Consider the following 23,318-nt stretch of genomic DNA (forward strand, 5'->3'; position numbering starts at 1 on the left):
GGTCGCACGGCGAGCACCGCGTGGATCGCGCCCGCCACCTTCACCGCACGCGTCGACACGGGTCGCTCCCCACGGGCAGGAGTGCCACGATGAGCCATGCTGGCCTTGGCGACGTCCCGCGAGATGGTCGGCCGTCGACGTGAGCTGCAGGCCCTGCACGAGGCGGTGCAGCGGGCCCTGGACGGCGTGCCCCACGGTGCGCTGATCCTGGGGGAGGCCGGCATCGGCAAGTCCCGGCTGGTCGCGGAGCTGATCAGTGGTCTCCCCCCGGAGGTTCGGGTCGCACGGGGGCAGTGCATCTCCCGCGGGTCGCTGGCGCCGCCCCTCGGCCCTGTCCGGGAGGTCGTCAGGGACGTGCTCGCCCACGTCGGACCCGACGCCGTCGGGCGCTGCGCCGGGCCGACGGTGCACGTGCTGTCGGCGGTCGTGCCGGAGCTGGGGGCGCACGTGGACGTCGAACCGACCCAGGAGCAGGTCGAGGACGCCGTCCGGCTGCTGCTGGAGACCGTCTCCGCCGAGGTGCCGCTGGTCGTGCTCCTCGAGGACCTGCACTGGGCCGACCTGCCGACGCTGGACCTGCTCCGCGGCTTCCTGCAGCTGCTGCGCCGGGGCCGGGTCCTGGTGGTGGTCACCTGCCGCACGGACGACCTGGAGCCGGGCGACCCGGTGCGGTCGTTCCTCATGGAGGCGGGCCGCAACCGCGGGCTCACGCGGCTCGAGCTCGGGCGCCTGGACACGGCCGAGGCGACGCGGCAGGTCGAGCTCCTCCGCCCTGGGGAGCTCGGCCCGGGGGTCGTCGAGCAGCTGGTCCGCCGTGCGGACGGGGTCCCGTTCCTGCTGGAGGAGCTCGTGGCGCTGAGGGACTCCGGGTCCGAGGAGCTCCCCACCACCCTGCGCGACCTGCTGCTGGCCCGCTACCGCCGGATCAGCCCGGGGGCGCAGGAGGTCGTGAGGCTGCTGGCCGCGGGCGGTCCCCGGCTCGAGCACACTCTGGTCGCGGAGGTCCACGAGGGCGGGGCCGACGCCCTGGACGGGGCGGTGCGCGAGGCGGTCGCGGCACAGGTGCTCCGGACCGACGGCACCGCATACTCCTTCCGCCACGCGCTCACCCACGAGGCGGTCCACGCCGAGCTGCTCCCGGGCGAGCTCACCCGCCTGCACTCCAGGTATGCCGCCGCCCTGGCGACCGCTCCTCCGGCGCCGGGCCGAGCCGCCGAGGTCGCGCACCACCACCTGCTGGCCCAGGAGCTGCCCCAGGCCCTGGCTGCCCTGGTGGCCGCCTCGCGCGAGGCCACGGCCGGGGGCGCACCCCTCAACGGCGGCGAGCTCGGCCTGCGGGCGCTCGAGCTGTGGGACCGGGTCCCCGACGCCCCGTCCCGGGCCGGCCGCACCTTGGCACAGGTGGCTCACGAGGTCGCGGTCGCCCTCGACGCCGCGGGTGACGACCGCGCCCTCGCCGTGATCGACGGTGCTCTCGCCAGGGTCGGCCCCGAGGACCCCACCGGTCGCGCGATGCTGCTGCACGAGGCGATGGTCGTCCGTTACAGCTACGGCCGGTCCGGCGGGGTCGAGCTCTGCCGGGAGGCCCTCACCCTCGTGGAGGACGCGGACGACGACCTGGGCCGCTTCGTGCGGGCGCGGGTGCGGTGCGGTCTGGGCATCGCCCTGAGCTTCCTGCTGGACCCGGCCGGTCCGGATCTGCTGGAGGCGGCGACCGAGGAGGTGCGCCAGCTCCTCCACGAGGTCGCTGACCCGGACCTGCGCGAGCGCGCCCGGCTCGAGATGGTGCGCGCGGCCACCAACCTGGCGACCGTGCGGACGAACCGCCGGGACGTGGAGGAGACGCTGGCGGCGCTGCGGGAGGCCCGCGCCCTGGCCGGCACGGATCCCACGGGTCTGCTGCGGGTGGACGAGCGGGTCGTCCTGCTGCTGCTCGACGCCGGCCGGTTCGCCGAGGCCCGGGAGGTGGCCGCAGCGGCCGAGGAGCTGGCCCGCACGAACGGCATGCACCGCAGCTGGGGCGCGGAGATGCTGCTCATGCAGGGCCTGGCAGGTATGGCCCTCGGCGACCTGGACGTCGCGGGGGAGACCCTGACGCGAGCGCGCACCCTCCTCACGGCCGGGGTCGACCGCGCGATGGTGGACGCGGCCCAGGTGGAGCTCGACCTGACGCGCGGGGACGTGGCCGAGGCGGCGCAGGCGAGGTATGCCGCCTCACGTCACCTCGTCGACGAGGTGCGCCGCGGGGACCCTGGCGACGACCTGGTCCTGGCCTACGTGGGCGGGTGGGCGGCGCTCGCGCAGGGCGATCCTGCCTCCGCCTGGTCGGAGGTGACCACGCTGTGGCGCCACCGCACCCCGCCCCTCGGCCTGAGCTATCCCCTGATCGCCCTGGGGGCTGCAGCGCTGGCGGCCGTGCGACGGGAGGGCACGAGACTTCCTGACCTGACGCCGGAAGAGGCGGAGGAGCGGCTGCGGGGCACCTTCGCGGAGGTGGCGTTGTGGGCCCAGGCCGGAGACTGGGGCGCGCTCATCGAGGCGGAGCTGTCCGGCGAGGCCGGCACGGGCACGGACGTCGCCGCGTGGCGCGCGGCCGTGGAGGCGACGGGTCTCGGCCGTGTTCCCCGCTACCAGCACGCCAACAGCCTGCTGCGCCTGGCCGAGGCAGGCGCAGGTCGGTGCGGGTGACCGGGTCGGAGCCGCGCAGGCCCTGGCCGAGGCCCGGTCGGTCGCCGGGCACTACGGGATGCGAGGCCTGGTCCGATCGGCCGACGACCTCGCCCGGCGAGCGCGGCTGACGCGCGCAGGCCGCGTCGCACGCAACCGCGGGATCGACGCCGAGGATGACAGGGGCAGCGGTCGGCTGGTGCCGGGCGAGGCCCCCCTCACGGCGAGGGAGCGGGAGGTGCTCGCGCTGGTGGCCCAGGGGCTGACCAACCGGCAGATCGGCCAGCGCCTCTTCATGAGCGACAAGACCGCGAGCGTGCACGTCTCGGCGATCCTGCGCAAGCTCGGCGCGACCAGCCGGGCCCAGGCCGCGGCGCTCGCAGCGCAGGTGCTCGGCCCTGGGGCCACCGACGGCTAAGGCGGTCCGACCCCTTAGGGGGGCCGGGGGCGGCCCGGAGATACGGCATACGCCCGATGTGGGTGCCTCCCTCACCCCGCCACCCTGATGAGGCAGGAGCACGGGGCGACAGGACCCCGTGACCGCACCCGAGGAGGGCACCATGTCACAGCTCGATCTCCACCTGGCCCGGTCGATCGCCGCCGAGCGGCACCGCACCGTCGTGCGTGACGCGGACTACCGCCGGCTCGCGCGGGAGCGGTCCTCCGGGTCCGCGACGCACGCCCGGCCCGGGCTTCTCGCCCGCACCGTCGCGTGGCTGCACCCGGTCCAGGCCCCGGCCGTCGGCTGAAGCACGTCGGGGAGCCGCGAGCCGGCGGGGTGGCGTAAGAGCCACCTGTCATGGAGCGGCGTCCCAGCCGCACGATCAGGAACGACGACAGCCCGCACCGCGGGCGAACGCAGAAGGGGAACACGCATGCGACGACACATCAGCTGGGCGATGGCCCTGGCCCTCTCCGCCAGCCTGACGCCGACGCTGCCGTCGGCCGGACACCCGGTCACTCCCGGGGCCCCGGGAGCCGGGTGCGAGGTGAAGGTGATGGCCTGGCCCGAGGACGCGGACGACGGCACGGTGATGGACATCGAGGTCGTGCCCGGGGTGGAGGCCGACTCCTACCCCTGCGTCGTCAACGACGCTGGTCTGGTGGCCGGGACCGCGTGGTACGGGACCCCCTTCGAGGGTCACTACGAGGCGGCCCGGTGGCCCTCGCCCGACGTGCTCGTGCCGCTGGGCCTGCTGCCCGGTGGTGGGTACAGCGATGTCTACAGTCAGTCCGAGGGCGGGTGGGGCGTCGGTCTGGCCGACCACATCGACCCGGAGGCGCCCGAGGGCCACGTGGACCACAGCGTCCTGTGGACCGACGACCGCGAGCACGCCCGGGTGCTGCCCAGCCCCTGGGCGGTCGGGCAGGGGGAGGACGACTGGCGCGAGTGGGTCGGTGGCCCGGCCCACGGCGTCCACACGGCCCTCGACCAGGTCGGCACGCGCGCTCACCTGGACAACCACGCGGACGGGTCCCTCCGGTTCGCCCCCACCCTCTACCTCAACGCCAGCACCTGCGGCGAGCTGGTGCCGACCACGCACCAGGCCTACTGGGACACCGCCGGGGAGGGGCTGGTGAGCACCTCGTCCGCGCGGGTCGCGGGTGCGGAGACGTCCGCGTCCCCCACCAGCCGGCCGGCGGCATACCAGGACCTGCCCCGCGTCGGCGGTGCCGGACCCCACGAGCAGGACGTCACGGCACCCCGCCGCTGACCACACCCCACCCAGAAGGAGCAAGTCATGCACACCACCCTCAAGGCCTCCGCCGTCGCCTGTGCCGGCGCCCTGACCCTGTCGCTGGCCGCGGTGCCCGCCGCTGCCGCGCCCCCGGAGCGCGAGCACATCGTCTACGAGGATCACTTCGACACCGAGTGCGACGGGGTGCTCTTCCCCACCACGGCAAGCGGCACCTTGAACCTGCTTGTCGTGGAGCGGGGCCGCTCGGGGCTGCCGCACTTCAACGGCACCTTCCACGAGACGTTCGTCTACACCAACCCGGAGACGGGTCTCACCTACACCGGCACCTACAACGGCTCGGACCGCGACAGGTCCGTGACCGACAACGGCGACGGGACGCTGTCCATCGTCATCCACGAGTCCGGTGCGTGGAAGTGGTACGACGCCGACGGCAAGCTGCTCTACCGCGACACCGGCACCGCGGTCTACGAGATCAGCGTCCCCCACAACGGCACCCCGTCGGACCCCAGTGACGACGGCCCCGGCGTCTTCGTCCGCGACCTCAAGGAGCTCACCGGCCGGACGGACACCTTCGGTCGGGACTTCTGCCAGGACCTGTTCGACGTCACCGGGTGAGCCCTCGCCCGGCACGGCCGCGCGGACCGCCCGCAGGGGGGCCGGTCCGCGCGGGCGCGTGTCAGGCGCGGTGCGCGACGGCGAAGACCCGCCGGAAGTGCAGCACCACGCGCCCCCGGGCGTCGGCCGGGTAGGCCTGGCGCAGGCGGCCCTTGAGCGCGACCTCGAAGCGCGCCCGCAGCGCACCCGGGAGGGCCTGGAGGGTGGGGCGGGCGCCGGTGCCGGAGACCCAGGTGAAGACCGGGTCCGGTCCCTGCAGGACGTGCAGGTATGTCGTCTCCCAGGCGTCGACCTCTAGGCCTGCCGCCTGCAGCACCCTCAGGTAGGTGGCGGCGTCGTGCGCCTGCGGCGTGGCGACCCCCTCGGTGTGCTCGGCGTAGGGCCCCTCGGCTGCGAGCTCGCGCCGGACCGTGTGGCTCGGCTCGTCCAGGTTGCCCGGCACCTGCATCGCGAACCAGCCGTGCTGGGCGACCCGCTCCACCAGGGACGGGATGAGGTCGAGGTGGCCCGGGACCCACTGCAGGGCGGCATTGTGACCCACGACGTCGACGGGCGCCGACGGCCGGGCGGCTGTGCGCGCCCAGTCCTCGATGGTGCCGAGCTCTGCCGTGATCCCTCGACCCCACAGGCCCGCTCGACCATCTCGGGGCTGGAGTCGAAACCCAGGACGGACGCCCCGGGCCAGCGGTCGGCGAGGAGCCGGGTCAGGTTGCCGGCGCCGCACCCCAGGTCGACGACGGTGCGCGGTCGCGTCGCGCCGATCCGGGCGAGGAGCTCCAGGAACGGTCGGCCCCGCTCGTCGGCGAACCTCAGGTAGCGGTCAGGGTCCCAGGTGTGCACGGTGCCTCCTCCCCGGCGACCCTATCCAGCCGGGGCGGCTACACCGCGGACGGTTCTCGTCACGTGATGGGCGAGGACGCTCCGTCGTCGGGCGCAGCCGGCCTGCCTCAGCCCCTCCCCGAGCCGCGCCGGTCAGCCCGTCACGCAGGCGAAGCGCGGGCCCATCACGCCGCTGGTCGCCTCGTCCTCCTTGCCCTGGAAGATCAGGGAGAACATCCCGGTGAGGGTCTCGTCGTCGAAGGCCTCCGCGACGCACTCCTGCTGCTCCTCGGTCATGGTGCCGTCCTGGCCCATCTGCTCGATGAGCATCGCCTGCGCGTCGACGCAGCCGACGAAGACCTCGGCCGCCGCGTCGGCGTCCGCCTCCTCCATCGTCACGTCGCTGACGGAGTCGTCCACCTGCAGGTCGTCGGTGAGCATGCCGTACTCCTGCAGCTGCTCGACGCCGACCCGGTCGACCAGGCCCTCACCGACGCAGTCGGCCTCATCCTGGGCGACGGGGAACTCCTCGTCGCTCTCCTCCATCATCGAGGTGGAGATCGCCTCCGCGGCCTGCGCCTCCTCATCGCCCCCGCAGGCGGCGAGCGGCACGGAGAGGGCGAGTGCCCCCGCGACGATGAGTGCCCGAGTCTTCATGCGAACCCCAGGCCCGGATGACCGCGACGGCCCCCGATGTCGTTCGGCCCCTGGGCCGGCGGGCCCCCGTCGGTCCGCAGTCCGGACGCTAGCAGAGACGCCGGCCCCGGGGGGCTGGCCGGAGCCTAGAGCACCCGGCGGATCGCCGTCTCGAAGTTGTCCATGTGGTCGACCATGAGACGGGCAGCCTCCTCCTCGTCACCCTCGCGCACCGCCGTCAGGATGTGCTGGTGCTCCGCGATGTGGTCGGCCACGGCGTCGAGACGGCGCACGGCCACCGACCAGATCCGCATGGCGAGGAAGAGGTAGTGCGTGAGCGAGGCCTCGAGGTGGCTGTTGCGCGCGAGGGAGTAGACGACCTGGTGCACGCGCACGTCCATCGCCATGTGGTCCCGCGGCGTGGCGTGGTCGTGCAGCCGCTCCAGGTCCGCACCCACCGCGTCGAGCAGGTGCCGGCCTGAGGCGTCGACCCAGCGCGCCGCCCGCCGCGCCGCCAGCGGCTCCAGGGCCTGCCGCACCTCGCTGATCTCCGCGAGCGCGGTGGGGTCGACCCGGGTGGCGAAGGTGCCCCGGCGGGGGAAGGTCTCGACGAAGCGCTCGACCTCCAGTCGCTTGATGGCCTCGCGCAGGGGAGTGCGTCCGACCCCCAGCTCGGTGGCCAGGCCCTGCTCCTGCAGCGGGGCGCCCGGCGGGATGTCGAGCATGACCAGCCGCTCCCGCAGCTGCAGGTATGCCGACTGCGCCAGCGACAGCTCGCCGTCGACCGGCCGCAGGTCGGCGCTGGTGGTGACCGGCATCGATGCTCCTTCGTCGTGGGGGTCCGGGAGGATCCTTCCGGAACGGCCCGGAGGAGGGGGTTGACTTCCGGGCTGCCGTGCAGCATGCTACCCGACATCTCATATATCAGTTGTCGACGAGCAGGAGGAACGATGAGCACGGCACTGGCAGAGAGCACGCTGCAGGCGGATCTGGCGACGGTGGACCCCGAGGTGGCCCACGCCATCCGGCTCGAGGCCCAGCGCCAGGAGCAGACCCTGGAGATGATCGCCTCGGAGAACTTCGCCCCGGTGGCCGTCCTGCAGGCGCAGGGGTCGCTCCTCACCAACAAGTACGCCGAGGGCTACCCCGGCCGGCGCTACTACGGCGGGTGCGAGCACGTCGACGTCATCGAGGAGCTGGCCCGGCAGCGCGCCAAGGCCCTCTTCGGCGCCGAGCACGCCAACGTCCAGCCGCACTCGGGGGCGCAGGCCAACGCCGCCGCGCTCATGGCGCTGCTCGACCCCGGCGACACCTTCATGGGTCTCTCGCTCGACCACGGCGGCCACCTGACCCACGGCATGCGCCTCAACTTCTCCGGCAAGCTCTACCGCCCCGTGCCCTACGGCGTCGACCCCGAGACCATGCTCCTGGACATGGACGAGGTCGCCCGCATCGCCCGCGAGGCCCGGCCCAAGCTCATCGTCACCGGCTGGTCGGCCTTCCCCCGCCAGCTCGACTTCGCCCGCTTCCGGGAGATCGCCGACGAGGTCGGTTCCCGGCTGATGGTGGACATGGCCCACTTCGCCGGCCTCGTCGCCGCCGGGCTGCACCCCAGCCCGGTGCCGTACGCCGACGTCGTCACCACCACCACCCACAAGACGCTCGGCGGGCCGCGGGGCGGCATCATCCTCTCCCGCCAGGAGCTGGCCAAGAAGATCGACAGCGCCGTCTTCCCCGGTCAGCAGGGCGGGCCGCTGGAGCACGTCGTCGCCGCCAAGGCGGTCGCCCTCAAGCTGGCCGGCACCCCCGAGTTCGCGGAACGGGCACGCCGCACCCTCGACGGCGCCCAGGCCGTCGCCTCGCGGCTGCTCGCCGACGACGTCGCCGCCCGCGGCATCCGCCTCGTCTCCGGCGGGACCGACGTGCACCTGGTGCTGGTCGACCTGCGCGACAGCGAGCTGGACGGCCGCATCGGGGAGGACCGCCTGCACGAGGTGGGGATCACCATCAACCGCAACTCCGTGCCCTTCGACCCCCGCCCGCCGATGGTCTCCTCCGGGCTGCGCATCGGCACCTCGGCCCTGGCGACCCGCGGCTTCGACCGGGAGGCCTTCGAGGAGGTGGCCGACATCATCGCCCGGACGCTCCTGGACGACGCCCCCGGCGTGCTGGCCGAGCAGCGGGCGCGGACCCAGGCCCTGGCCGCCCGCTTCCCCCTCTACCCCACCCTCCCGGACGGACTGTCATGAGCTACGACCCCCGCAACCTGCCCGAGCACCCCGACTTCCTGTGGGCCAACCCGGAGCCGAAGTCGTCCTACGACGTCGTCATCGTCGGCGGCGGCGGCCACGGGCTGGCCACCGCCTACTACCTCGCGGCCCACCACGGCATCACCAACGTCGCGGTGCTGGAGCGCGGCTGGCTCGGTGGCGGCAACATGGCCCGCAACACCACGATCATCCGGTCCAACTACCTGTGGGACGAGTCGGCGGCCATCTACGAGGCCTCCCTGCGGCTGTGGGAGACGATCGAGGACGACCTCGGCTACAACGTCTTCTTCTCCCAGCGCGGCGTCCTCAACCTGGCCCACACCCTGCAGGACGTGCGCGAGTCCGTGCGCCGGGTCGAGGCCAACCGGCTCAACGGGGTCGACGCCGAGTTCGTCGACGCCGACGGGGTGCGCGAGCTGTGCCCCATCATCAACACCGACAATCTGCGCTACCCCGTCCTCGGCGCGACCTACCAGCCGCGCGCCGGCATCGCCAAGCACGACTGGGTCGCCTGGGGGTATGCCCGCCGGGCCGCCGAGCTCGGGGTCGACCTCATCCAGAACTGCGAGGTCACCGGCTTCGTCAAGGACGGCAACCGCGTGGTCGGGGTCGAGACCTCGCGCGGGCGGATCGGCGCCGGACGCGTCGGCCTGGCCGTCGCGGGGAGCACCTCCACCCTGGCCGACCTCGCCGGCTTCGACGTGCCGATCCAGTCCCACCCGCTGCAGGCGCTGGTCTCCGAGCTGTTCGAGCCGGTGCACCCGACCGTGGTGATGTCCAACCACATCCACGTCTACGTCTCCCAGGCGCACAAGGGCGAGCTGGTCATGGGCGCCGGGGTGGACCAGTACACCGGCTACGGCCAGCGCGGCTCCTTCCACGTCATCGAGGAGCAGATGGCGGCCGCCGTCGAGCTGTTCCCGATCTTCGCCCGGGCCCACGTGCTGCGCACCTGGGGCGGCATCGTCGACGTGACGATGGACGCCAGCCCGATCATGGGCAGGACCCCGGTCGAGGACCTCTTCGTCAACACCGGGTGGGGCACCGGCGGGTTCAAGGCCGTCCCCGGCGCCGGTCTGGCCTACGCCCACACGCTGGCCACGGGCCAGCCGCACCCCCTCAACGCGCCGTTCAGCCTCGAGCGATTCGAGACCGGCGCCCTCATCGACGAGCACGGCGCCGCCGCGGTCGCCCACTGAGCAGGAGTCACCATGCTGATCATCGACTGCCCGCACTGCGGGCCGCGTCACGAGCAGGAGTTCCACTACGGCAAGCAGGCGCACGTCGCCTACCCGCAGGACCCGTCGGCGCTGACCGACGCCGAGTGGGCGCGTTACCTCTTCTACCGCGACAACCCCCGCGGCCCGCACGCCGAGCGCTGGGTCCACACCGCCGGCTGCCGCAGGTGGTTCAACGTCGTCCGCGACACGCTCACCTACGAGATCAAGGCCGTCTACCGGGCCGGCGAGCAGCCGCCGCAGGAGTATGCCGCGCTCGCCCGCCCCCGCGGCGGGGTGCCCGCGGCGACCACCGACCAGGCCGTCGACCCCGGCACCGCCGACACCACGAAGGAGGCCTGAGATGGCCCAGCCCCAGCGCACCACCGACGGCGGCCTCGTCGACCGCAGCTGCACGATCACCCTCACCGTGGACGGTCGTCCCATCACGGCGCACCCCGGCGACACGGTGGCCTCCGCCCTGCTCGCCGCGGGGCAGCTGCGCGTCGGCAACTCGATCTACCGCGGCCGTCCCCGCGGTGTCGTCACGGCCAGCGCCGACGAGCCGAACGCCTTCGTGCGGGTCGCCGGCGGCGAGGGCCGCCCCGCCGAGTCGATGCTGCCCGCCACCCAGGTCGAGGTCCGCGACGGGCTCGTGGTGACCCTCGAGGACGGCATCGGGGTGCTCGACCCCACCCCCGACCACGACCTCTACGACGCGGTCAACGCGCACTGCGACGTCCTGGTCGTGGGGGCCGGCCCTGCCGGGCTCGCCGCGGCCCGCGAGGCGGCCAGGAGCGGGGCCCGCGTCATCCTCGCCGAGCGCGAGCCCGTGCTCGGCGGCACCCTGCTCTCGCACCCCGCCGAGCAGGTCGACGGCGAGACCGCCGCCGTCTGGGTGGCCTCCGTGCAGGAGGAGCTGCGCGACGACCCCGAGGTGACCGTCCTGCCCCGCACGACGGTCTTCGGGTCCTACGACAACAACTTCCTCATGGCGCTGGAGCGGCGCACCGACCACCTCGACCCCGCGTCGGTGCCCGCCGGCGTCTCCCGGCAGCGGGTGTGGCGCATCACCGCCGGCCGGGTGGTCCTGGCCACCGGCGCCACCGAGCGGCCGCTGGTCCTGGCCGGCAACGACCTCCCTGGCGTGATGCTCGCCTCGGCCGTCTCCACCTACCTCGCCCGCTTCGGCGTGCTGGCCGGCCGGCAGGTCGTCGTGGCCACCACCAACGACAGCGCCTACACGACCGCCGTCGAGCTCGTGGAGGCCGGCGCCCGCGTGCAGGTCGTCGATGCCCGGCCGCAGGGTGGTCCGGCCACCGCTGCCACCCGTGCGGCCGGGGTGGAGGTCCACCTCGGCAGCGCGGTCGTCCAGGCGCTGGGGGAGGAGCGTGTCGAGGGCGTGCTCGTCGCCACGCTCGACGACGACGGGGAGCCCGCGGCGCAAGCCACCCGGCTCGAGGCCGACGTCCTGGCCGTCTCCGGCGGCTGGTCCCCGACCGTGCACCTGCACTCCCAGCGCAAGGGAGGCACGCGGTGGGACGCCGAGCTGGTCGGCTTCGTCGCCGTGCCCGACGTCGAGGGCCAGCTGCCCGTCGGTGCCCTGCGCGGCACCTACGACACCGGCCTGTGCGTCCGGGAGGGTGCCGAGGCCGGCCGCTGGGCGGCCGGGGGCACCGCATACCCGCAGGACGGTGTCGGGGACCACGCCCGCCGGGCCGTGTGCGGGCCGGTGTGCGAGCTGTGGGCCGTCGCGGCCCCGGACGGCTCGTGGGCCACCCACTTCGTGGACCTGCACCGCGACAACACCGTCGCCGACGTCGTCCGCTCGCTCGGCGCCGGGATGCGCAACATCGAGCACGTCAAGCGCTACACGGCGATCGGCACCGGTGTCGACCAGGGCCGCACCTCCAACGTCATCACCAGCGGCCTGGTCGCCCGGCTGCTCAGCGAGGGCGGCGCCGAGGGTGTCCAGGGCCTGGGCCGGCCGACCGGCCCCGGGGAGATCGGCACGACCACCTACCGGGCGCCCTACACCCCGGTGGCCTTCGCGGCCCTGGCCGGACGGCACCGCGGCGACCTGCTCGACGTGATCCGGCGCACCGCCGTGCACCCCTGGCACGTCGAGCACGGTGCCGAGTTCGAGGACGTCGGGCAGTGGAAGCGGCCGTGGTACTACCCGCAGGACGGGGAGGACCTGGAGGCCGCTGTCGCCCGCGAGTGCCGGGCCGTGCGCGAGAACGTCGGCTTCATGGACGCCTCGACGCTGGGCAAGATCGAGATCCGCGGCGCCGACGCGGCCGAGTTCCTCAACCGCCTCTACACCAACGCCTTCCTGCAGCTGCCGGTCGGCAAGGGTCGCTACGGGCTCATGTGCACCCCGGACGGCATGGTCTTCGACGACGGCGTCACCCTCCGCCTGGAGGACGACCGCTTCTTCATGACCACCACCACCGGCGGGGCGGCCAAGGTGCTCGACTGGCTGGAGGAGTGGAGCCAAACGGAGTGGCCCGAGCTGGACGTCACCTGCACCTCGGTGACCGAGCAGTGGACCACGATCGCCGTCGCCGGGCCACGCTCGCGCGAGGTCATCGCCCGGGTGGCGCCCGACCTGGACGTGTCCAGGGAGGCCTTCGGCTTCATGGAGCTGCGCCACACCACGCTGTCCACAGGGCTCGAGGCGAGGATCTGCCGGATCACCTTCTCCGGCGAGCTGGCCTTCGAGATCAACGTGCCCAGCTGGTACGGCCTGGCCACCTGGGAGCTGGTCGCCGAGGCCGGTGCCGACCTGGGGATCACCCCCTACGGCACCGAGGCCATGCACGTGCTGCGCGCCGAGAAGGCCTACCCGATCGTCGGTCACGACACGGACGGGACCGTCACGCCGCAGGACCTCGGCATGGACTGGATCGTCTCGAAGAAGAAGGAGTTCGTCGGCCGGCGGTCCTACGAGCGCCTCTCGCACACCGGCGGCGTGCGCAAGCAGTGGGTCAGCCTGCACCCGGTCGACGGGAGCACCTTCCTGCCGGAGGGCACCCAGGTGATCGACGCGGGCACCCCGCTCACCCCGCAGGAGGGGCCGGTGCCGATGGTCGGCTGGGTCACCTCCAGCTACCACAGCCAGGCGCTGGGACGCCCCTTCGCCCTGGCCCTCATCAAGGGCGGCCACGACCGGATCGGCGAGCGCGTCAGCGCCGTCGTCGGTGGAGCCGCCGTCGAGTGCGAGATCGCCGAGAGCGTGGTCTACGACAAGGAAGGAGCACGCCGTGATGGCTGACACGATCCAGGAGCCGCGCGCCACGACCCAGGACGTGCGGGCGCTGCGCCGCAGCCCCGCCGAGGGTCTGGCCGAGGAGATGACCCGCGCCAGCACCGCCCAGGTGAGCCTGCGCGAGATCGCGTATGCCGTGATGACGGCCGTGCGCGTCGAGCCCGGCTCGGCCGCGGCCCGGCGGGTCGAGGTCGAGCTCGGGTGCCCGCTCCCGGCCGGCGTCGGGCAGGTCGGCGGCGCCGACGGGCGCTCGGTGCTGTGGCTCGGACCGGACGAGTTCCTCACCTGGAGCCCGGAGGGCAGCCTCGACCCGGCGGCGGCGGCTGCCGACCTGGCGGCCGGGATCGGCAGCGACCGCGGGCAGGCGGTCGACGTCAGCAGCAACCGGACGACGCTGGAGCTGAGCGGCCCCCGGGCCGCGTCGGTGCTCGCCAAGAGCGTCGCCATGGACCTGCACGACTCGGCGTGGCCCGAGGGCCGCGCCCACGCCACCCTGGTCGCCGGCATCCCGGCGCTCGTCTGGCGGGTCGAGGGGAGCACCTACCGCGTGCTGCCCCGGAGCTCCTTCGCCGAGCACCTGGGCCGCTGGCTCCTCGACGGCATGAGCGAGTTCGCCGACCCGGCGGGGGAGGCGCTGTGGCGCTGAGCGCACTGGAGCTGTTCTCCGTCGGCATCGGGCCCTCCTCCTCGCACACGGTGGGCCCGATGCGGGCGGCCCGGCGCTTCGTCGCCGGGCTGTCGCGGGACGGCCTGCTGGAGCCGACGGTGCGCGTGCGCGCCCAGCTCTACGGCTCGCTCGGGGCCACTGGGCGCGGGCACCACTCCGACCGGGCGGTGCTGCTCGGCCTGGAGGGGGAGGACCCCGAGAGCGTCGACACGACCTCGGTGGAGCCGAGGGTGGCCCGGATCCGCACCGAGGAGCGGATCCTGCTCGACGGGAGCCACTCCATACCGTGGAGCGAGGAGGACCTGGTGCTGCACCGGCGCCGGTCCCTGCCCGCCCACCCCAACGGGATAACCTTCGAGGCCTTCGACGGCGCTGGCGAGCTGCTGCGGATGCGGACCTACTACAGCGTGGGCGGCGGCTTCGTCGTCGACGAGGAGGCGGTCGGTGCCGACCGGGTGGTCGTCGACGACACCCCGCTGCCCTACCACTTCACCAGCGGTGACGAGCTGCTGGCGATGTGCCGGGCCTCGGGGCTCAGCATCCCCGAGGTCATGCGGGTCAACGAGGAGCGGTTCCGGCCGTGGGAGCAGACCCGCGCCCAGCTGCTGCACGTGTGGGCGGTCATGCGCGAGTGCGTGGCCACCGGCTGCGCCCGCGAGGGCACCCTGCCCGGCGGGCTCAAGGTGCCGCGGCGGGCCCCCGGGCTGCTGGCCCGGCTCACCCAGGAGCACGCCGCCGACGACCCCCTGCACGCCATGGACTGGGTCAACCTGTGGGCCCTGGCCGTCAACGAGGAGAACGCCTCGGGCGGTCGGGTCGTCACCGCGCCGACCAACGGCGCGGCCGGGATCATCCCGGCGGTGCTGCACTTCTACGACCGCTTCGTCCCCGGTGCGGACGACGACGGGGTCGTCGACTTCCTCCTCGCGGCCGCGGCGATCGGCATCCTCATCAAGGATAACGCCTCGATCTCCGGGGCCGAGGTCGGTTGCCAGGGCGAGGTGGGCTCCGCCTGCGCGATGGCGGCCGCCGGCCTGGCCCAGGTGCTGGGCGGCACCCCGGAGGAGGTCGAGAACGCCGCCGAGGTGGGCATCGAGCACAACCTCGGCCTGACCTGCGACCCCGTCGGCGGGCTGGTGCAGATCCCCTGCATCGAGCGCAACGCCATCGCCTCCGTCAAGGCCATCAACGCCGCCCGCCTGTCCCGCCACGGCGGGGGCGTGCACACCGTCTCGCTCGACCAGGTCATCAAGACCCTGCGCGAGACCGGTGCGGACATGAAGGTGAAGTACAAGGAGACGTCCCGCGGCGGCCTGGCCGTCAACGTCATCGAGTGCTGAGCGGGCCTGCAGGAGTGCAAGGACGCCCCGCGCGGGCCGGCCCGGTCAGCCCTGGCCGACCGCGCGGGGGACGCTCTGCCCGCCGAGCCCGCGGGTGATCTCCGTGGCGGCCCACCGCACGTGCTCCGCGAGCTCGGCCAGACGCTGCGCGTCGGTGCGGTAGCGGGGCGCCGAGACCAGGACGGTCGCGACGGCCACGCCGCGGTGGTCGCGCACGGGGGCGCCGACGCCGACCTCCCCGGGGTCGGTGTCGCCGTCGTTGACGGCCACGCCCTCCCGGGCGACGCGCGCGAGGTCCTCGTGGAGCCGGGCGGGGGAGCGGTGGCCCTGCAGCTCCAGCCGAGAGCCGGTGAGCAGCGCCTCGACCTCCGCCCGGCCCAGCTCGGCCAGGAAGGTCTTGACCGAGCTGCTCGCGGTCGTGCCGTAGGTGGTGCCGATCGCCGTCGTGTGCTTGATCGTCTGCGAGCTGGGCACCTGCTCCACGCACACCGCCTGGTCACCGGTCCACACCATGAGGGAGCACGACTCGGCGGTGCGGTCGGCGAGCTCGACGAGCAGGGGGTATGCCGCGCGCCGCACGTCGAGGTCGGCCAGCAGCGTGCCGGCGACCGAGAGCAGGCCCAGGCCCAGGCTGTAGCGGCGGGTGACCGGGTCGCGCTCGACGAGGCGCTCGGCCTCCAGGGTGCTCATGAGCCGGGAGATCGAGCTCTTGTGCAGGCCCGTGCCCTCGGCGATCTCGACCACGCCGAGGTGGCGGTGCTCGCTGTCGAAGCAGCGCAGCACCGCCATCATCGTGGAGATCACCGACCCGGAGCGGGGGTCGTTCTTGGCGGGGGTCACGGCGGTCCCTCTCCCGGGTCGGTCGGGTCGGTCGGCGGCGGGGCGTCGCAGATCCGACGGCCCGGGCCCATTGTGCCCCGCGGGAGCGCCTGCGGCGGGCGGGCTCACCCCAGCTCGGCGCGCAGGTCGGCCGACAGGTCGCGCACGACCTGCTCCAGGAGCAGGCGGCCGTGCTCGGCGCTGGAGCCGGTGGGGGCCGACAGGCAGCCGGAGGAGGGCGTGCGGTCAGGGACGACGGGCAGCCGGTCGAAGCGGGGGGGCCGGGCCGGGGGGTGGTCCGGGGCGCGGTCGAGCCAGACCGAGCCGGGCTCGAGGTGGAGCATGAGGGAGGTCTCGAGCACGCCGCCGTGCTCGACGTCCCAGCCGGGGAAGGCGTCCCCATAGACCGCGGCCAGGCTGTTGTCGGAGACGTAGTCCCAGTAGGAGAGCAGCAGGACGCACCGGTCGTCGCCGGCGGTGATGCCGCGGTCGCGCAGGGCGAGGTCGACGCCCTCGTAGAGGAACTGGTAGTTCTCGTAGTGGCCGTTGAGCAGCACGACCCGGTGCACCCCCTGGCGCAGCAGCGAGCCGACGACGTCGCGGGTGAGCTGGATAAGCGTCTGCGCGTCGAGGCTGGTGGTGCCGGTGAGGTGGTCGCCGCCGCCGGACTTCTGCTGTGACTTGTAGCCGAAGCTGAACGTCGGGGCGACCAGCGCCCCCACCTGCCCCGCGACGGCCGCGGCGATGCGGCCCGACAGGAGAGCGTCGGTGCCCAGGGGCAGGTGGGGGCCGTGCTGCTCGAGCGCCCCGGCCGGGACGATCACGGTGCGGGGGCCGCCGTCGAGCCACTCGACGAGGCGGTGCGCGTCGACGTCGGCCAGGTGCACGGTGCCGGGGGGGAGCGGGCTCACGGCGGGGTCCTTGATCTGTGGGTCGGGACGGGTGGTGGAGGCGCGCTCAGCGCTGCTCGGGCGGGGTGAGCTGCTGGGCGATCAGCTCCTCGTCCCCGGGGAGGGGGCGGGGGTCGTTGACCTCCTTCTCCAGCTGCTTGACCTCGCGGTCGCGCGAGCGCAGCCGGCGGACGAGGTTGGCGAACATCAGCAGGATGACGAAGGAGAACGGGAACGCGCCGATGATCGTGCCGGTCTGCACGGTGTCGACGACCGCGGTGCCGCCGATCGAGAGCAGGATCGTGGCGACCGAGGCGATGCTCACCACGAGCACGACGCGGAACCACGGGCCCGACTGCTTGGGGGCGGAGACGAACTCGGCCAGGGCGTGCGTCCCCGAGTCGAGGCTGGTGACGTAGTAGGTCGCCACCAGGACGGTCGCCACGACCAGCAGGCCGCCGCCGACATACGGGATCATCGTCAGCATCGAGAACAGCCCGCTGGAGGTGTTCTCCGCGACGTCGGCCGAGATCGAGCCGTCGGTGCGGTCGTCGTAGTGCAGGGCCGCGGACCCGACGACGGCCACCCAGACCATGACGATGACCGAGGGGATCACGGTCACCCCGATGACGAACTCGCGGATGGTGCGGCCCCGCGAGATCCGGGCGATGAAGCCGGCCACGAAGGGGGAGAAGGCGATGACCCAGCACCAGATGAAGACCGTCCACCAGCCGTTCCACGAGTCCTGCCAGGAGTCGAGGGCGCCGCCGGCCAGCGGCGCGTCGGTCCAGAAGCTCATCGGCACGAAGTACTGCACGAACGAGCCGAAGGTCTGGACCATCGTGGAGAGGATGAAGATCGTCGGGCCGAAGACGAACACCCCGACCACCAGGACGATGCTGAGGACCGAGTTGGTCTCGCTGACCCGCTTCATCCCCTTGTTGACGCCCAGGAAGGCCGAGATCGAGGCGAGCAGCCCGAGGGTGGCGATGACGCCGAGCCACAGCAGGGGGGAGGACTCCACAGGCAGGAACGAGGTGAGCCCGGAGGTGAACTGCAGGGCCGCAAAGCCGAAGCTGGTGGCGAGGCCCAGGACGGTGGCGATGATCGCGAGGAGCTCGACCACGACGCCGGCGGGGCGGCGCACGCGAGCCGGGAGGATGTCGACGGTCGCCTCGCGGAAGGTAAGGGTCTTGCCGAGGTTGTGGTGGGAGTAGGCCAGGCAGACCGCCACCGCGCAGTACATCGCCCACGCGGTGAGGCCCCAGTGGAAGTAGGTCCAGACCAGGCCGCCCTCGGGGGCCCAGCCGCCGACCGGGACGACGGGTGCGCCCTCGCGGAGCAGGATCGGCTGGGCGACCGACCAGAAGATCAGGCCGATGCCCTGGCCGCAGGCGAAGAGCATGGAGTACCACGCGAACCGGCCGTGGACCGGCTTGGTCTTGGGGCCGCCCAGGCGCACCGAGCCGACCTTGCTCACCGAGAGCCACACGCAGAGCACGACGGTGATCAGGGAGTAGGCGATGAAGAACCAGGTGAAGCCGGAGGTGACCCACGTGCGCATCCGGCCGATGACGACGGCGGCGCCCTCGGGGTCGGAGACCACCGCGACGATCGCGGCGATGATGAGCACCGGGGGCAGGGCCTTGATGATCGCGCGGTCCAGCGGCGGCATGTCCTGCCCGCGGAAGCGCGGCAGGGCCACCCTCGCCCGCGCTCGACGGCGGGGACCCTCCGGGCTGGGGCTCGGGGGCGTGCTCACCACCTCCTCCTCCGCCGCGGGTATGCCGTGCCGGTCGTGCGGCGGGGCACCGACCGGCGCCCCGCTCAGGGCCCCGCTGCTCATGCTTCCACGATGTTGCGCTCGGGGCCGTACGGGAACTTGGTGATGTTCTCCGCACCGTCCTCGCCCACGACGAGGATGTCGTGCTCGCGGTAGCCACCGGCGCCGGGCTCGCCCTCGGGCACGGTGATCATCGGCTCCATCGAGACGACCATGCCGGGCTCGAGGACGGTGTCGATGTCCTCGCGCAGCTCCAGGCCGGCCTCGCGGCCGTAGTAGTGCGACAGCACGCCGAAGGAGTGGCCGTAGCCGAAGGTGCGGTTGGGCAGCAGGCCGTAGGAGACGTAGATCTTGTTGAGCTCGGCGGCGATGTCCTTGCACACGGCGCCGGGCTTGATGAGCTCCAGGCCCGCCTCGTGCACCTCGACGTTGACCTTCCACAGCTCCAGCGAGCGCTGGTCGGGCTCGCCGAGGAAGAGGGTGCGCTCCAGGGCGGTGTAGTAGCCGGAGGTCATCGGGAAGCAGTTGAGGGAGAGGATGTCGCCCCGCTGCAGGCGGCGGGTGGTGGCCCAGTTGTGCGCGCCGTCGGTGTTGATGCCGGACTGGAACCACACCCAGGTGTCGCGGACCTCGCGGTGGGGGAAGGTGCGGGCGATCTCGTGCACCATCGCCTCGGTGCCGGCCAGGGCCACCTCATACTCCGTGACGCCCTCGCGGATGGCGGCGCGGATGGCCTCGCCCCCGAGGTCGCCGATGCGGGCGCCGTGCTTGATGACCTCGATCTCCTCGGCGGACTTGAGCATCCGCTGGCGCATCGCGTCCTGGGAGACGTCGACGAGGTCGGCGCCGCTGACGGCCTCCTGCAGGCGCTGGCGCTGCAGCACCGGCAGCGTGTCGTCCTCCACGCCGACGCGGCGCGGGGTCACGCCGCGCTGGCGCAGGGCCTCGGAGATGGCGAAGTAGAAGTTGTCGCGCCGCCAGTCGGTGTAGACGACGTTGTCGCCGTAGGAGGTGCGCCACGGCATGCCTGCGTCGATGTTGGCGGTGACGGTCACCGTGTCGTCGTGGGTGATGACCATCGCGTAGGAGCGGCCGAAGTAGGTGAAGAGGAAGTCGGAGTAGTACTTGATGCCGTGGTAGCTGGTGAGGACGACGGCGTCCAGCTGCTTCTCCGCCATGATCTGCCGCAGCCCGGTGAGCCGACGCTCGAACTCGGCGTCGGAGAACGTCAGCGGCTGCTTCTCGCCGTTGTGCAGCACCTTGAGCCGCTCGAGCTCGCTGACCGACGAGGCGGAGCTCGTGCCGAGGGTGGGGAGGGTGGAGGTCGACATGATGGCCTTTCTTCGACGGTGAAGGTTGCGTGTGCTGCAACTTGGTTGCACGATACGCAGCACCGAGGGGTGTCGTCAAGACCCCTCTCCTGACCGGGGTCGGCCCGACACATCGGCCCTCGGGCAGGCATGCTGACCGAACCTTGACCGGGCGCATACCCGGTCTTGACCGTCCCGTGTCTAGCGTGGGCGGGACACATCCACCGTCGAAGGAGCCGGTCATGCCCCACGCCCCGATCTCACGTCGTTCCGTCATCGGGTGGGGGGCCCTCGCCGCCCTGGCTGGCCCGCTGACCGGGGCCGGCGCCGCCTACGCGGACCCGACCTTCCCCCCGCCGAGCGAGGACCCGCCGCTGGACGCCATCCGCTCCTACGGCGACATGGTCGCCGAGCTGGAGAAGCTGGCGCGGACCAGCCGCTACCCGGTGACGGTGAAGACCTTGAGCGAGATCGGGACCCAGGAGTCGCTCTCGGAGCAGGGCGCGAGCCGTATGTGGCGACCCCGGGCAGCGGGGACACGGCGGTCTGGGTGCAGGGCCGTATCCACGGCAACGAGCCCTATGGGCTCGACGGGATCCTGAGCGTGCTGAAGAGCCTGGCGACCAGCGGGGCGAAGCAGTGGCGGCAGATCCGCGAGGAGTTCACCGTCCACTTCATCCCCGTCTACAACCCGGACGGGTCGGAGATGAACATCCGCCACACCATCCTGTGGGACCGGGCGACGGACACCCCGCGGCTGGACGCGAACGGCAACCAGCAGAGGATCGACCTCAACCGTGACTGGGCGCCGACCGCGTTCGTGGCGCGCGAGTCGCTGGCGTGGTACGAGTACTGGACGATGGTCAAGCCGGCGTACGCGCTGGACATCCACCACCAGGGCCTCAAGCGCGACCGGGACACCGGGGAGGCGATCACGTTCTCCCTGGGCATCTCGCTGGCACCCGGCGGACCGACCCTTCCGGGCATCCAGGACGGGGAGTATGACGTGCTCACCCGGCAGATGCAGAGTCACGTGTGGCTGGAGACCAAGGACTACGGTTTCATCGGCATCGACAAGTACGACGTGGGCTACGGCACCGTCATCGACATCCGCGGCGGTGTCGTCTCGGCGATGATGCTCGGCCTGGACTACGGCGGCCTGAACCACACCGGACACAGCAACCCGGCCGTGTTCTTCGAGACCTCGGGCAACACCAGCGACGGCAGCATCGGGCACAAGGCCCGCGGCAAGTTCGTCCGGCAGAACGTCCTCGGCATGACGGCCTGGCTCGACGGCCTGGCCGACGGGAGCGTCTTCGAGGTCGACCCGGACATCTGGCACGACCAGATCCCTGGGACGCCGGTGCTGCGGTACTTCACCGACTGGGGCGGGATCATCCCGGCGGAGTGAGCCTTCCCGCGCAGACGTCGTCGGCGTAATGTGCTGTGGGTCACACACCGGAGTGGAAGGCAGCGACCATGACCCAGACCCTCGAGCCCACGACGACGTCGGGGCCCACTGACCCGCAGTCGCGCGTCGACGCCTGGTTCTCCGCGTTCGAGGACGCGTTGACCGCCGGCGACGTGGAGCTGGCGGCCGAGCTGTTCGCCCCAACGTCGTTCTGGCGCGACCTTGTCGCGTTTTCCTGGAACATCACGACGGTGGAGGACCGCGAAGGGGTGGCCGACCTGTTGCGGCACACCCTGAACCGGACCCGTCCATCGGGCTTCGGCACCACCGAGCCGCCGACGGAGGGGGACGGGGTCGTGACCGCGTGGTTCGAGTTCGACGAGACGGCGGTCGGCCGCGGCAACGGGCTGCTGCGACTCACGGACGAGGGTGCCTGGACTTTCCTCACGGCGCTTCAGGAGCTCAAGGGGTATGAGGAGCCGCGTGGCACGCGGCGGCCGATGGGTGCCGAGCACGGTGCCGACAAGCACCGCCTGACCTGGCTGGAGCGGCGCCAGCAGGAGGTGGAGAGCCTCGGCAGCGCCGAGCAGCCCTACGTGCTTATCGTCGGCGGTGGGCAGGGCGGCATCGCCCTCGGCGCCCGGCTGCGACAGCTCGGGGTGCCGTCCCTGGTCATCGACAAGCACCCCCGACCGGGCGACCAGTGGCGGAGTCGCTACAAGTCGCTGTGCCTGCACGACCCGGTCTGGTACGACCACCTGCCCTACCTGAAGTTCCCCGACAACTGGCCGGTCTTCGCCCCCAAGGACAAGATCGCCGACTGGCTGGAGGCCTACACCAAGATCATGGAGGTGCCCTACTGGGGCAGCACCGTGGCCACGAGCGCGACCTACCACGAGGACGCGGGGGAGTGGCTGGTCGAGGTGGAGCGGGAGGGCAAGCCGCTGACGCTGCGCCCCACGCACCTCGTGCTGGCCACGGGGATGTCCGGCAAGCCGAACGTCCCTGACATCCCCGGCCAGGACGTGTTCAAGGGCGACCAGCAGCACTCGTCCGCCCACCCTGGCCCGGACGCCTACGCGGGGAAGAAGGTCGTGGTGATCGGCAGCAACAACTCCGCCTTCGACATCTGCGGGGCGCTCTGGGAGCACGACGCGGACGTGACGATGGTGCAGCGCAGCTCCACGCACATCGTCAGGAGCGAGACGCTCATGGACATCGGCCTGGGCGACCTCTACTCCGAGCGGGCCCTGGCGGCGGGGGTGACGACGGAGAAGGCCGACATGACCTTCGCCTCGTTGCCCTACCGGATCATGCACGAGTTCCAGATCCCGCTCTACGAGCAGATGAAGGAGCGGGACAAGGACTTCTACGACCGGCTGGAGAAGGCGGGCTTCTGGCTCGACTTCGGCGAGGACGGCTCCGGTCTGTTCATGAAGTACCTGCGGCGCGGCTCCGGCTACTACATCGATGTCGGCGCCGCCGAGCTGGTCGCGGACGGCGAGGTCAAGCTCGTCCACGGACAGGTCGATCACCTCACCGAGGACGCGGTCGTGCTGGGGGACGGCACCGAGCTGCCGGCGGACCTCGTCGTCTACGCTACGGGCTACGGGTCGATGAACGGCTGGGCGGCCGACCTCATCAGCCAGGAGGTGGCGGACAAGGTCGGCAAGGTCTGGGGTCTGGGCTCGGACACCACCAAGGACCCGGGCCCGTGGGAGGGCGAGCAGCGGAACATGTGGAAGCCCACGCAGCAGGAGGCCCTGTGGTTCCACGGCGGCAACCTGCACCAGTCCCGGCACTACTCCCTCTACCTGGCCCTGCAGCTCAAGGCCCGGTTCGAGGGGATCGAGACTCCGGTCTACCGGCTGCAGGAGGTGCACCACCTCAGCTGAGCCCGACC

At 72.5% G+C, this 23,318-nt stretch carries 21 protein-coding genes and 1 pseudogene; 14 read left to right on the forward strand and 8 right to left on the reverse strand.

Annotated features, from left to right (window positions below; translation table 11 throughout):
* Positions 1-96: 96 nt before the first annotated feature.
* From E3Z34_RS06625 to E3Z34_RS06645, 5 genes are all read left to right on the forward strand, one after another.
* Entirely contained in the window at positions 97-2,688 is a 2,592-nt protein-coding gene (locus E3Z34_RS06625) for an ATP-binding protein (RefSeq protein ID WP_134772971.1), read from the forward strand.
* Positions 2,618-3,085: a helix-turn-helix transcriptional regulator gene (locus E3Z34_RS06630; protein WP_238695389.1), complete on the forward strand. Its 468-nt coding sequence runs from the start codon at positions 2,618-2,620 to the stop codon at positions 3,083-3,085. The genes E3Z34_RS06625 and E3Z34_RS06630 overlap by 71 nt, the downstream gene beginning before the upstream one ends.
* A 142-nt stretch (positions 3,086-3,227) precedes the next feature.
* Positions 3,228-3,416 (forward strand): hypothetical protein, encoded by a 189-nt coding sequence (locus tag E3Z34_RS06635; RefSeq protein ID WP_134772972.1) that lies wholly within the window; start codon positions 3,228-3,230, stop codon positions 3,414-3,416.
* A gap of 126 nt (positions 3,417-3,542) precedes the next feature.
* Positions 3,543-4,382, forward strand: coding sequence for a hypothetical protein (locus E3Z34_RS06640; RefSeq protein WP_134772973.1), 840 nt, complete (start codon positions 3,543-3,545; stop codon positions 4,380-4,382).
* A gap of 27 nt (positions 4,383-4,409) precedes the next feature.
* On the forward strand, positions 4,410-4,982 hold the full coding sequence (locus E3Z34_RS06645) for a hypothetical protein (protein ID WP_134772974.1): 573 nt from the start codon (positions 4,410-4,412) through the stop codon (positions 4,980-4,982).
* Positions 4,983-5,043: 61 nt separating this feature from the next.
* Here the strand turns inward: E3Z34_RS06645 and E3Z34_RS18680 are convergent, their stop codons facing one another.
* From E3Z34_RS18680 to E3Z34_RS06660, 4 genes and pseudogenes are all read right to left on the reverse strand, one after another.
* Positions 5,044-5,523, reverse strand: coding sequence for a class I SAM-dependent methyltransferase (locus E3Z34_RS18680; protein WP_238695545.1), 480 nt, complete (start codon positions 5,521-5,523; stop codon positions 5,044-5,046).
* Between the two features lie 116 nt (positions 5,524-5,639).
* Positions 5,640-5,822: pseudogene (locus E3Z34_RS18685) on the reverse strand (trans-aconitate methyltransferase); the annotation flags it as partial.
* A gap of 132 nt (positions 5,823-5,954) precedes the next feature.
* On the reverse strand, positions 5,955-6,458 hold the full coding sequence (locus tag E3Z34_RS06655) for a hypothetical protein (RefSeq protein ID WP_134772975.1): 504 nt from the start codon (positions 6,456-6,458) through the stop codon (positions 5,955-5,957).
* A gap of 125 nt (positions 6,459-6,583) precedes the next feature.
* Positions 6,584-7,255: a GntR family transcriptional regulator gene (locus tag E3Z34_RS06660; protein WP_134772976.1), complete on the reverse strand. Its 672-nt coding sequence runs from the start codon at positions 7,253-7,255 to the stop codon at positions 6,584-6,586.
* Between the two features lie 132 nt (positions 7,256-7,387).
* On the opposite strand from E3Z34_RS06660, the gene E3Z34_RS06665 reads away from it, so the two are divergent.
* The 6 genes from E3Z34_RS06665 to E3Z34_RS06690 are packed head-to-tail and all read left to right on the forward strand — an operon-like array spanning position 7,388 to position 15,202.
* A complete protein-coding gene (locus E3Z34_RS06665; RefSeq protein WP_134772977.1) occupies positions 7,388-8,686 on the forward strand; it encodes a serine hydroxymethyltransferase in 1,299 nt (432 codons plus the stop codon).
* The gene (locus tag E3Z34_RS06670; RefSeq protein ID WP_134772978.1) at positions 8,683-9,906 is read left to right on the forward strand and encodes a sarcosine oxidase subunit beta family protein; all 1,224 of its coding nucleotides are present in this window, start codon (positions 8,683-8,685) and stop codon (positions 9,904-9,906) included. Before E3Z34_RS06665 ends, E3Z34_RS06670 begins: the two co-directional genes overlap by 4 nt.
* A 12-nt stretch (positions 9,907-9,918) precedes the next feature.
* Entirely contained in the window at positions 9,919-10,287 is a 369-nt protein-coding gene (locus E3Z34_RS06675; protein ID WP_134772979.1) for a sarcosine oxidase subunit delta, read from the forward strand.
* Between the two features lies 1 nt (position 10,288).
* On the forward strand, positions 10,289-13,201 hold the full coding sequence (locus E3Z34_RS06680; protein ID WP_134772980.1) for an FAD-dependent oxidoreductase: 2,913 nt from the start codon (positions 10,289-10,291) through the stop codon (positions 13,199-13,201).
* Positions 13,194-13,841, forward strand: coding sequence for a sarcosine oxidase subunit gamma (locus tag E3Z34_RS06685; RefSeq protein ID WP_134772981.1), 648 nt, complete (start codon positions 13,194-13,196; stop codon positions 13,839-13,841). The genes E3Z34_RS06680 and E3Z34_RS06685 overlap by 8 nt, the downstream gene beginning before the upstream one ends.
* On the forward strand, positions 13,832-15,202 hold the full coding sequence (locus tag E3Z34_RS06690) for an L-serine ammonia-lyase (protein WP_134772982.1): 1,371 nt from the start codon (positions 13,832-13,834) through the stop codon (positions 15,200-15,202). The genes E3Z34_RS06685 and E3Z34_RS06690 overlap by 10 nt, the downstream gene beginning before the upstream one ends.
* A 45-nt stretch (positions 15,203-15,247) precedes the next feature.
* Here the strand turns inward: E3Z34_RS06690 and E3Z34_RS06695 are convergent, their stop codons facing one another.
* From E3Z34_RS06695 to E3Z34_RS06710, 4 genes are all read right to left on the reverse strand, one after another.
* Positions 15,248-16,042, reverse strand: a complete 795-nt coding sequence (locus tag E3Z34_RS06695) for an IclR family transcriptional regulator (protein WP_238695390.1) — start codon at positions 16,040-16,042, stop codon at positions 15,248-15,250.
* Positions 16,043-16,146: 104 nt separating this feature from the next.
* Positions 16,147-16,932 (reverse strand): creatininase, encoded by a 786-nt coding sequence (locus tag E3Z34_RS06700; RefSeq protein ID WP_134772983.1) that lies wholly within the window; start codon positions 16,930-16,932, stop codon positions 16,147-16,149.
* Positions 16,933-16,978: 46 nt separating this feature from the next.
* Complete coding sequence (locus E3Z34_RS06705) at positions 16,979-18,757, reverse strand: BCCT family transporter (protein ID WP_134772984.1); 1,779 nt, start codon at positions 18,755-18,757, stop codon at positions 16,979-16,981.
* Entirely contained in the window at positions 18,754-20,025 is a 1,272-nt protein-coding gene (locus E3Z34_RS06710; protein ID WP_134772985.1) for a M24 family metallopeptidase, read from the reverse strand. The genes E3Z34_RS06705 and E3Z34_RS06710 overlap by 4 nt, the downstream gene beginning before the upstream one ends.
* 221 nt (positions 20,026-20,246) lie before the next feature.
* Here E3Z34_RS06710 and E3Z34_RS18690 point away from each other — a divergent pair, with 221 nt between their 5' ends.
* The 3 genes from E3Z34_RS18690 (at position 20,247) to E3Z34_RS06720 (ending at position 23,310) form a co-directional block, all read left to right on the forward strand.
* Complete coding sequence (locus E3Z34_RS18690) at positions 20,247-20,606, forward strand: hypothetical protein (protein WP_238695391.1); 360 nt, start codon at positions 20,247-20,249, stop codon at positions 20,604-20,606.
* Entirely contained in the window at positions 20,555-21,415 is an 861-nt protein-coding gene (locus tag E3Z34_RS06715) for a M14 family zinc carboxypeptidase (RefSeq protein ID WP_238695392.1), read from the forward strand. Before E3Z34_RS18690 ends, E3Z34_RS06715 begins: the two co-directional genes overlap by 52 nt.
* Before the next feature lie 68 nt (positions 21,416-21,483).
* Positions 21,484-23,310: an NAD(P)/FAD-dependent oxidoreductase gene (locus E3Z34_RS06720; RefSeq protein WP_134772986.1), complete on the forward strand. Its 1,827-nt coding sequence runs from the start codon at positions 21,484-21,486 to the stop codon at positions 23,308-23,310.
* Positions 23,311-23,318 lie beyond the last annotated feature (8 nt).

The organism is Ornithinimicrobium flavum (assembly GCF_004526345.1).
Taxonomy (GTDB): Bacteria; Actinomycetota; Actinomycetes; order Actinomycetales; family Dermatophilaceae; genus Ornithinicoccus; species Ornithinicoccus flavus.